Origin of the sequence: Metabacillus herbersteinensis (assembly GCF_042433335.1) — a bacterium.
In the GTDB taxonomy this organism is placed as follows: domain Bacteria; phylum Bacillota; class Bacilli; order Bacillales; family Bacillaceae; genus Metabacillus; species Metabacillus herbersteinensis.
Genome location: NZ_JBHLVO010000054.1, coordinates 1 through 10549, shown reverse-complemented (window position 1 = coordinate 10549; position 10549 = coordinate 1). Strand labels below are relative to the sequence as shown.

The 10549-nt window shown below is 34.1% G+C and carries 9 protein-coding genes; 1 reads left to right on the top strand and 8 read right to left on the bottom strand.

Annotation, left to right across the window (positions count from 1 at the left end; translation table 11 throughout):
• Positions 1-468: 468 nt before the first annotated feature.
• The 5 genes from ACFFIX_RS26980 to ACFFIX_RS26960 all read right to left on the bottom strand — a co-directional run bounded on the left by ACFFIX_RS26980 (position 469) and on the right by ACFFIX_RS26960 (position 5254).
• Positions 469-627: an IclR family transcriptional regulator domain-containing protein gene (locus ACFFIX_RS26980; RefSeq protein WP_512700179.1), complete on the bottom strand. Its 159-nt coding sequence runs from the start codon at positions 625-627 to the stop codon at positions 469-471.
• A gap of 1011 nt (positions 628-1638) precedes the next feature.
• Positions 1639-2025, bottom strand: coding sequence for a cupin domain-containing protein (locus ACFFIX_RS26975; RefSeq protein ID WP_378939646.1), 387 nt, complete (start codon positions 2023-2025; stop codon positions 1639-1641).
• Between the two features lie 59 nt (positions 2026-2084).
• Positions 2085-2849: a (S)-ureidoglycine aminohydrolase gene (gene allE / locus ACFFIX_RS26970; protein ID WP_378939644.1), complete on the bottom strand. Its 765-nt coding sequence runs from the start codon at positions 2847-2849 to the stop codon at positions 2085-2087.
• Positions 2850-3345: 496 nt separating this feature from the next.
• Positions 3346-4704, bottom strand: a complete 1359-nt coding sequence (locus tag ACFFIX_RS26965) for an allantoinase (protein WP_378939642.1) — start codon at positions 4702-4704, stop codon at positions 3346-3348.
• Positions 4705-4885: 181 nt separating this feature from the next.
• Positions 4886-5254 (bottom strand): cytosine permease, encoded by a 369-nt coding sequence (locus ACFFIX_RS26960; RefSeq protein WP_378939640.1) that lies wholly within the window; start codon positions 5252-5254, stop codon positions 4886-4888.
• A gap of 607 nt (positions 5255-5861) precedes the next feature.
• Here ACFFIX_RS26960 and ACFFIX_RS26955 point away from each other — a divergent pair.
• Positions 5862-7511: a PucR family transcriptional regulator gene (locus ACFFIX_RS26955; RefSeq protein ID WP_378939638.1), complete on the top strand. Its 1650-nt coding sequence runs from the start codon at positions 5862-5864 to the stop codon at positions 7509-7511.
• A gap of 189 nt (positions 7512-7700) precedes the next feature.
• Here ACFFIX_RS26955 and ACFFIX_RS26950 read toward each other — a convergent pair whose 3' ends face one another.
• From ACFFIX_RS26950 to ACFFIX_RS26940, 3 genes are all read right to left on the bottom strand, one after another.
• Positions 7701-8948, bottom strand: a complete 1248-nt coding sequence (locus ACFFIX_RS26950; protein ID WP_378939636.1) for an allantoate amidohydrolase — start codon at positions 8946-8948, stop codon at positions 7701-7703.
• 104 nt (positions 8949-9052) lie between these two features.
• On the bottom strand, positions 9053-10000 hold the full coding sequence (locus tag ACFFIX_RS26945; protein WP_378939634.1) for a sugar phosphate isomerase/epimerase family protein: 948 nt from the start codon (positions 9998-10000) through the stop codon (positions 9053-9055).
• A gap of 166 nt (positions 10001-10166) precedes the next feature.
• Positions 10167-10549, bottom strand: a 383-nt coding sequence (locus ACFFIX_RS26940) for a thiamine pyrophosphate-dependent enzyme (RefSeq protein ID WP_378939632.1), incomplete at its 5' end; no start/stop codon positions are given.

The following is a 10549-nucleotide window of genomic DNA, read 5'->3' as shown; positions in this document are numbered from 1 at the left end:
TCATAGTAAAGAGTTAGTAATAGTTCTGTTGCAGAAAGTGATCCTCCTGGATGACCACTTCCAGCATGATTGGTCATTTTAACTATGTGACGGCGAACTCTTTTTGCTAAGTCACTTAAATATTGCGTTCTTTCACTGCTTAAAGACATGATCTTCCTCCTTGTAAGTTGTTCCCTAATACGCAACAACGTTTCCGTTATTGACTAAAAAAATCACATCGTTGTCTATTGAGCAACGTTGTTTCTTGTTTTAGCTAAAAAAATATTGGTGTTGCTTATTAGATAACAGCGTTTCTTAAATAGGATATTATCACCTTTTTCTGATAATTTCAAGTATTTTTATAAATTCTTATATCATTTTTTTTCGTCGAAGCAGTTTGCCATACACTATTTTTCCTGATATAACGTTTTAGGTTTATAAACTTTTTGATAAGAAAAAAAACGAATCAGTTCAATTCCCGTGTGTAAGCTAGTTGCCGATTTCCGTAATCAGCGGCTGTAGTCTGTCAAACTTTTTATCTGTCATTCTAAAAGACGGACCTGATACACAAACTGCAGCAGTAATTTGCCCCCGATTATCAAAGATTAGAGCGGCTATACAAGATATACCTGGCTCGTTTTCCTCTATCTCTAATTTTTTTCTTCTTTTTTTTAATTGATTCCACTTTACTACTTTTTCTATTGTTTGTTCAATTCTATTTTCATCAAATGGCTTTAAGATATAATCTACTGCATCAAGCTAAAATTTTACAGCATACTCTTCTGTATTGATTCTGTTCCACCTTTTCCTTGTATACATCAGCAGTAGCTTGAATAGAAGCCAAAAGAATTCGTTAAATTTAGAAGGACTGCAAAAAAGGAGACGAAAGTAATACCCAGCTCCAAGTTTGGAGCCACAAGAGGAATGAAGCTGAATGCTTTACTAGAAGAGGTTTCAATAAGAAATTAGACGGGAAAATAATTCGAAATAATAATCAACCTACAATAATTCCGATCAGGATCGTAAAATTGCCTAGTCATTTTCCGCCTTTAATCCTTAATAGGCCTACGAAAATTTCCGATTGAAAATAAACTGACAGGGAGATCAATTGTCCCACTATCTGTTATTTTAAACATACCTTTGAAGTAAATAAAAATGAGCTGAAAGGTTAGTAAGAATATATAAAAACTTATTACCATCGGCTTAATTATTTTCTGTATAACAGAAATGAGATATAAAGCCGCATTCAGAACGGGTACAGCTCTTACAGAAATTGGAACAACAACCGTATTGGCAAAAATAAATAAAAGCCACTGTAAAGAAGACAGTAATGTTATAGTAGCTCCCTTGCTTTGTCATCCTAATCACCGTTTCCAAAAGCAATCATTGCTTTATATATAAAATCTGTCTATAAGAGATCCTAAAAGCCAATTCTTAAAAGTATTGATTACAATTGGAATCAATAGGTTTATTATATAAATTCCAAATCTTCTCTTTTGTCATATATATAAAATTAAGAGAAGCGACTGTCTTCATTACAATCGCTTCTCTTTAATCATTTATTTTCATGTATTTTTGAACATTAGAAGCCTATTAAATTATTTTGTACTCATGATTTAGTTTACTTTGTTTAATTGTTTAATAACTTTTTCCTTAAACCTAGTATCTTGTTATATCCATTGGCAATGAACCAGCAGCAAAGCCCACAAACATGAATCGGTCATTTCCTGTATTACGCATTCCATGAATTTGGTTAGGTTTGGCCAATACTACCATTCCCTTTGTGATCGAGATTTCATTCTCTAGGTCTGGGAAGTATGTTCCTTCCCCTTCAATGCAAACCCAAATATCATCAACATTCGAATGGGAGTGTAAATATACTTCCTGCCCAGGCTCAAGACACCAAACTGCCCCAACCGTTTTATCGGTTTCATAGAAAAAGTTCTTTTGAGGTTTATTAGGATCAAATTTTGCTATTTTATCAATTTCAAAGACTCTTTCTGCCCTTATCTCCTCAACTTTTGACAAAGTCGCTTTCTCTTCCATTTCTAAACACCTCTTTTTTATTTAATAGTTTACGGATTTCATTTCTAGTTATGCTATTTTTACAAGGCTGCATCACGGTTACAATCTTTAGAGTAGACATATGTTAAATTTTCTCTTCCTACAGCATAGGCTGCCTGATGTACGTATGGACCCATAAAAATATAATCGCCTTTTTTCACAGGCACCCATTGATTGTCTAGATTATACATACCTTCTCCTGAGAGTAAGTAGGCACCATGTTCTTGTACATGCGTTTCGATAAACGGATGGCATGCAGCAGGATCAAAAGAAAGAATGTGAAAATTCATATCAAAGTCTAAATCTGCTGGCAAAAGATCTTTAATGTTTACATTATGCATGTCATCATAATTCCTATAATCAATTTTGTTGGCATGGTCTGAATAAACCCATGGTTTCCGTCCTTCAAGTGGACGATATTTTTGTTTATAAAGGAAGAGTTTGGAGTCTCCTCCCCATTGGTTTTCTAAATACATTTTTGTTCCTGGAGGACAGTATAAATAACCACTTTCTTCAAGAACAAACTCTTGCTCGCCTGCAGTAGCTTTTATTTTCCCATCAATAACATAGACGAATGTCTCTACATCTTCTTGCCCGCCAAACCCCTCGCTATTCTTTCCCCCATTTTGCATTGTCACTACGTAATCGACAAAGCTTGCTCCAAGCTTAGGAGAACCCATAATAGAAATAATACAATTCTCAAATCCTGGAATAACATTATTAACTAATCCTTCAGGCGCAATTAATGCATATTTACCGTGCTCAATAATTGATCTGCTTGATAATAAATCTTTAGGATAACCCATTTTTTAAACTCTCCTTTTAATCGTTATTCTTATTAGGCTAATTCATATAGGACACCAATCAACGCTTTAATCCCTTCAGCCAAATCAGTATAGACTCTGTGGTTGGCTGAAAATATGCGTATCTTGATCTGCTCCGCTATGCATTAACTTTATAATTTAAGCTTCTTTCCATACATTATTAGCTTGAATTCGAAACTCTTAAGTTCCTAACTTAAATGTTAACCGTTTTTACTTCATTATTCATTATAACTAATCAATAAAAACGATTTTAGTTTTTGTCTATTATAGATAAAACACATGTCCATTTTTGAACATTAATTACTCTATATTTATATGCTCCTCTTTAGACAACTTTTTCACAAAAAAAAATTATGTTTTCTTATTTTTCCAAATTCCCTTATTTTCTTAAGACTTATCTAAATTAAGCTAATAATTTGATGTTTTCTCAGTCCTTTTATTAGCTTATTATTTTACAGTCCTAGATTTAAAGTTTTCCTCAAGAATTGATTTCTGTTTTTTCCACAATAGTAATGTTTCCATCTTCAAATACAATATCTCCATTGACGATCGTTGTCGTTACTTTTCCTTTGAATGTCCTGCCTACATATGGCGAGTGCTGATGTCGGTAGAACAAATCTTCCTTTTTCAGCTCGAAGCTTTCGGTCAGATTAACTATGGCCAGATCAGCGTCGCTATCAACAGCAATTATTCCTTTATGCGGATATAGTCCAAATAATTTAGCTGGATTCGTAGCAGTTAATTCAACAATTTTCCCCAAAGGAAGATTACGGTTAAAATGCCCCTCTGTCAACATAATATTAAGTGTAGACTGGGCACCTGAAATACCCCCCCAAGCCTTGAAAAAGTCTCCATTAGTTACTTCTTTCATAGATGCAGGAGCTGGTGAATGATCGGAAGCAATGACGTCAATTTCACCGTTTGCTACTGCCTCCCATAATTGTTCTACTTCTTGATCATCACGGAGTGGAGGGCAGCATTTTGCCAATCCGCCTTTTTCCTCTAAGTCTTTCAATGTTAAAGATAAATAATGGGGGCATGTTTCTACAGTAATATCTACGCCTCTTTGCTTTGCCTCATTAATGACATCGACTACTTTTCGGCTGCTCGCATGAACAACATGCAGCTTACAGCCTGTAGCTTCCGCATATGAAATTATCCTTCTTACCGCTTCAATTTCGGAAATAATCGGTCTTGATTCGACAAAGTCCTTTGCTGATGTTTTATTTTGACTTTGTTTTTCTTGAGCAAGCTGATCACAGATAACTGTACTTTCAGCATGCACGGCTAAAAGAGAACCAACAGAGGCAATTTCTCTCATCCCTTTAAAAATCGTAACATCATCGACATGATTAAAATCGGCAATTCCGCTCGGTGACATAAAAGCTTTAAATCCAATGACTCCATTTTCATAAAGTTCCTTAATATTTTCAATATTTTCTGGTACAAGTCCACCCCAAAAGCGATAATTGACAACCGATTTTTCTTCGGAACAAGCTCTCTTTAACTCTAAATTTTCTTTATTGATTGTTGGAGGTGTGCTGTTCAATGGCATATCAAAATAGGTTGTAACTCCACCTGCCGCTAAACTTCTACTTCCAGTTTGAATACCTTCCCAATTAGTCCTGCCCGGTTCGTTAAAATGGACATGAGTATCAATTAATCCAGGTAGGATATGCTGTCCTTCAGCATCGATTTCTCTCTCTGCAATTGCTTCAAGATGTTCACCGATCGACACTTCTTTAATTTTCCCTTCTTTAATTGCGATATCTCCTTGAACAATCGAATCTAACGTTACAATATTTCCGTTTCTAATAATTAAATCATACGTAGCCATAAGTTCCCTCCCATATATTACTATCACATTTAAAATTAATGATTTAGTCCACTTCTCTTGAAAATAACTTAATCACCTTTCATAATTAGATCCTATTTTATGTTTATCCCCCCTTTAAATCATTAGAATAATATAAATTTTCAATTTATTTTTATTGCAAATCTATTTTATTATTGAAGGATTAAGCCCCTTTAACAAACTCCCTCTGTTCCTGTACTTTTCCTGCGGCGATTAATTCCTTATTAACAAGAACAATATAAATTATGAATGCGAATATCATGCCAGTGAAAAAGGATAGGTCATATAATAGTTTGAAAGCAGGTACAAACTGACCTATTAAACTAAAAGCTCCTGCGACCACAGTAGCGATCAAGGCAGGCATATGAAAACCATTTTTATAAGTATATTGGCCATTTACAGAATATAACGCTTTCATATTAAGTTCTTTTTTCGCGATAATATAGTAATGGGCAAGCATAACACCAGCTACAGGACTCAATAAACCTCCGATAATATTTAAAAATATGAAAATACTAGTAGCGTTTTCCATTAACCTCCATTGCATAATCATAAAACCAATCACAGCAGCAATTAAGGCACCGTTTTATGAACAGAACCCATCCATACAGAAAAATAGTTTCCCACCTTCCAATTTCTTTCTTCAGGTTTTGTTGGCAATAAACCTTTACTAAATTCTAACTCTTGTTCCAAGAGATTTCCTCCTCATTGAAAAGTACTGGTGATAACGCTTACTATTAACCGAGAAAAAACTGAAAGTGAGTTTATTAATTAGGGTTCAAGTTCTTGAATCTTAGATGTTAAATTCTTCACTAGTTTATTTTCCGAATGTTAGTAGCATAGTTGTATCCGCTTACAATTTCAATGTAATTATTTTATTATTCGCAAAGAAAGAGTTAGTACATGTAACATATTAATACTCCTTTTTCTAATTAATTTCTAAAAGTTTCATTGAAAAGTAGTTTCATAAAACATCAATTCTCTATACAATTGATTTTAAGTGATTTAATTTTCGAAATCATTATTCAACATAAACAAATTGTATTACCATTTTTGTCTAAATGAAACTTTTAACGTGCTTACGAGTCATAATCTAGAAATTAAAATGGCCAAAAAAAAGGTTGATATAGAGGTGTATGATGAAAAAGGTAGAAGATTTATTTATCGTTGATGTGTTACAAGAAGCAAAAGTTATTGCTGGACATGTTGGGCTCAATAGGAAAGTTGAATCAATAGAGATTTCTGAAACACCCGATGTCATCGACTTTTTAGCTGAGAACTCCCTATTATTGACAACAGGGTACGCCTTTAAAGACGAACCTCACGCTTTATGCGATCTTATTTCGCAAATTAATGAACGTCCATGTGCAGGAATTGCTATCAAACTTAAAAGATTCATTGATAAAGTACCACAGGAAGTAATCGACTTAGCTGACTTATTAGAATTCCCAATCATCCAAATTCCAGAATCGTTAACATTAGGTACGGTTGCTCATCAATTATTAAGCTTTATATGGGATAACCAAATTGAAGAGTTATTTTATGCGACTCATGTTCACAAAAGATTTACCAATATGATGATAAAAGGCTACAGTCTGCATTCATTGATCGAAAGCCTTGGATCTTTATTAAAATGTCCTGTCCTCCTACTAGACCCTATTGGTGATGTTACTTCTTTTTCCCACCATTTCCGTACGGAAAATATGAAAATGGTCATGGAAAATGTTGAGGAGCACTTTAAAAATGATATTGATAAATACCGGCAAAAAAGTGAACACACAATCGACATCCAAAATACACATAATATAGGAATACCTATAAAAATGTTCCAAGTGAAAACGATGCACCCATATCCATACTTACTAATTATTTTTAATCCTGAGAAGCTTCCATACCCTTCTTCACAATTAGCTATTGAGCAAGCATCAACTGTCATTTCATTCACACTACTTAAAAACGAGGCAATTAGTGAAAACAGTCGTATGTTAGAAAATAATTTTTTTGCTTCCCTCGTTGATGGAAACATATCTACCAAACAAGAAATTATTCATAGGGGAAAACAGCATGGCTTAATCGACAATCTGAAATACGTTTGCATTGTTTGTAAGATTGATGATGGTAACCAAAGCAATTCACAAAAAAGTACAGACATAATGAACAGTTTTTACGACTATTTATATAAATTTTTAAAGAAATCATTTTTAAAAATAGATACTAAAAACATCGTTTTTATGAAGGATGCTTATTTTGTTATTTTGATGCAATCACCTACGAATATGGATGATCCAATTAAAAGTTCAATTGAAGAAAGGCTAAAAGAATTCCAGCATGAGGCTTATTCAAATTTAAAAATTTCGCTCTCATTTGGTGTCGGTAACTTTTTTAGTGACCTTACCTATATTCCTATAACATACGCAGAGGCAGTTGAAGCGTGGAAACAAGGAGCAGAATTGTTTCAATACAAATTTATAAACTTTTACAAAACAAAGCAATTAAAAGAACTGATTCGATTAATTCCCGAAAAAGATCTACAGAAATTTTATGAAAATACTTTACGCTCGCTATCATATCCAAAAAATAAAGATGAAGAAGACTTAGTTAATACATTATTTGTATACTTGGATAATAATTGTGAAATTGCAGTTACATCAAGGAAATTGTATGTTCACCGTAATACCGTTAAATACCGAATTGCCAAATGTGAGGATATTTTAAATTATTCCGTTCATGATTCACAAAACTCACTTCATTTACGCATAGCTTTACTTTTGCGTTCAACTTTCAATTAGAATGCAGTGATTTAATCATTAAACAATTAAGCCCCTTCAATTTATTGAAGGGGCTTAATTAGTTTACAAAATATCTTATAAAGAACTATTCAGAAAAAACTTGTGATCCATACAATCGAATCACAAGTTTTGTTGTAAGCTCTATTTAGTTAATGTTTATTTTTCTAATAAACTTATAAATTTCCTTCATTATTGTTTTGTAGCTATTTTAATTACAGTAGAATACAGAATTTCAGCTCCTGCACCCATATCTTCCACAGTAACGAATTCATCAGGGTGATGACTTAGTCCATCTTTACAACGGACGAAAATCATTGCAACATTGGTTACGTCAGCCATAGCCATTGCATCATGACCAGCACCACTCACAAGCGTAATAACGCTTCCACTCCGCTCACTTATGGACTCTTCGATTAATTTAATCATTTCTTCGTTACAGTATACAGGATCAGCTTCCATAACTTGTTCAAACTTAATTTGAAGTCCTCTAGCTTTAGCTATTCTTTCGCTTTCAGAAAAAATAGCATCAATAGCTTTTTGTTTACGTTCAACATTTAAATCACGAATATCTAGCGTTCCTGTGACTAAACCTGGTATAACATTACTAGCACCTGGGCTAACTGTAAGTTTACCCACAGTTGCAACTAATGGTTCATTTTTAAAAGCAATTTTCTCAATATAAGATATGAGATCACATGCACCTAAGAGTGCATCTTGTCTAATGGCAACAGGAACAGTTCCTGCATGGCCAGGTTTTCCGATAATTTCAAAGGAAAATCTTGTAGCACCAGCAATCCCACTAACTACTCCAACAGGTTCATTCTCCTTCTCAAGAACTGGCCCCTGTTCAATATGAAGTTCTAAATAAGCAAGAAGTTCTTCTGGAGTACGACTAGAGTTTTTATAAGCATATGGGTCAGCAATTCCAATTCCTTTTAATGCTTCGGCAATTGTTATTCCTTGCTCATCTGCTCTTTGCAAATCTTCAGCAGTAAAAGTTCCTGCAATTGCTTTACTTCCAAGGAAAGTAGAGTGAAATCTTACTCCTTCCTCATCACAGAAACCAACCACTTCGATCGGATGATCTAATACAATGCCATTATCTCGAAGCGTTTGCACGACTTCAATTCCCGTAATAACACCTAAAATTCCGTCATATTTTCCTGCTTCAATTACACTATCTAAATGAGAACCGATCATTAGTACTGGTGCTGTTGAATCTTTTCCTTCATAACGGCCTATAATATTATTAAGTCCATCTTTTCTAACTGACATTCCAGCTGCTTTCATCCACTCTTCGACTAATCTCTCTGCTGCTGTACTTTCTACGCTGAATGGTAGTCTAGTAACGCCAATAGAAGTAGAGGAACAACAAGCAAGTGCTTCAATTCTAGTACTAATTCTTATAGCATCAACGTTTTGCTGAAGTTTTACCAAACGATCACATCCTTGCCAATTTAATCTATAGGAGGCATTTTGTTGTGTATTATATTAATTAGCGACAAGCAAGATCACTTGTCGCTAATTAAAGCAGTTACTATCTATTTAGATATGCTAACTAAACGACCTTTTTTTGAATGTAATAATGACCATGCATCAACGAGTGTCCGTTTTGATTGTGCAATGACAATATCTGATGATTCTGAACCTACAGGTTTTACTTCAAAAGCAACAATATTTTTATTGCCTTCACCGATGTATCCAATTTCTAATAGAGCTCGTAAGTACTCTACTAATTCTGGAACATCAACTTCACTTCCTGGATAGCCGAAACGTGGATGCTGATCACCGTAAGCAGGATCAGAAGTATCTTTAATATAGCAATTTCCGATATGAGCATGATTAATATAATCACGAGCAACAGTTAATGCATCAATAGAAGTTTCACGTTGCATTGGTAAATGACTTAAATCAAGCATTAAACCGAAAGTAGGATCTACTTTACGAACTTCTTTTGCCACTTCAACAGCAAGTGCATTCGAACCAATTAAACATTTTTTATCAGTCTCATCATCAAATGTTTCAAGTGAAAGGACTAAATCACCTTTAGATTTTGCATATTCACATAATTCTTTGATTGAATCCGTTAGTAATTGTAATGCAACATCTTGTTGAGTGTCTGGTTTAGCACCACTTAAGAAACCAAATTTAGAAGCATTTAATTCGTAAGCTTGGTCAATTCCACCTTTAACTAAATCGATCGCTCTTCTACGCTCAACTTCATCAAAAGAGTTAAGGTTTCCTTTGTTTCTTAATAGAATTGGTTGTGCACCAAATCCTACAGTCATTCCACCGGATTGTAGGATTTGAGCAGCTTCTTTACGAACTTCAGAATTGTTTATAGATGTAATCTCAATTCCAGAGAAAAAATCATCTTGGACTATTTTCTTAATTGTTTCAAGTGTTGGACCGTCTCCACCCATTGTTTCCGGATAAGCCATAAAATGAACAATTCCGACTTTCATTGAATTATGAAGATTTGCTGACATTATTTCGCCGATTTTTCGGCTTCCCTCCTTTAATAATGGAACTTTTTCGTAAACCTCATTACATTTATATAACAGCCAATTTTACTTAACTTGACTAAGAAGTCTTTGATGCAATCGGTGAATGACCAATTGCATCAATACTATCTCAGGTCGTTTAAAGCAATAATTATTTAGAATAGTTAATTTTGTCAGAGTATTTGAATCCGTTAAGTGCACCGTTGTTAGAGAACTCACATGCTTTTTCAGGATCAGGGTCAACAATAACTTCGATTATATATGGTTTACCTGAGTCAACTGCACGTTGTAATGCTGGTTTAATATCATCATAATGAGTAACCAGCTCACCACGTACACCCATTCCTTCAGCAGTTTTAACAAAGTCAATTCCGCGTTCTTCATTATCACATAATTCGTTTTTGTATTCTAAGTCTGTAGAAATGCGACGGTTATCATAGAACCAGTTTTGTTGTTGACGGATTAACCCATATAATGAGTTGTTCATACAGAAGATAATTACTGGAATATCATGTTTTGCAGCTGTAGCGATAT

Bases quoted from the DNA above. Each gene is read 5' to 3' on its own strand.
- ACFFIX_RS26975 (WP_378939646.1), bottom strand. From the start codon at position 2,025: ATGGAAGAGAAAGCGACTTTGTCAAAAGTTGAGGAGATAAGGGCAGAA.
- allE (WP_378939644.1), bottom strand. From the start codon at position 2,849: ATGGGTTATCCTAAAGATTTATTATCAAGCAGATCAATTATTGAGCAC.
- ACFFIX_RS26965 (WP_378939642.1), bottom strand. From the start codon at position 4,704: ATGGCTACGTATGATTTAATTATTAGAAACGGAAATATTGTAACGTTA.
- ACFFIX_RS26960 (WP_378939640.1), bottom strand. From the start codon at position 5,254: ATGGAAAACGCTACTAGTATTTTCATATTTTTAAATATTATCGGAGGT.
- ACFFIX_RS26955 (WP_378939638.1), top strand. From the start codon at position 5,862: ATGAAAAAGGTAGAAGATTTATTTATCGTTGATGTGTTACAAGAAGCA.
- ACFFIX_RS26945 (WP_378939634.1), bottom strand. From the start codon at position 10,000: ATGTCAGCAAATCTTCATAATTCAATGAAAGTCGGAATTGTTCATTTT.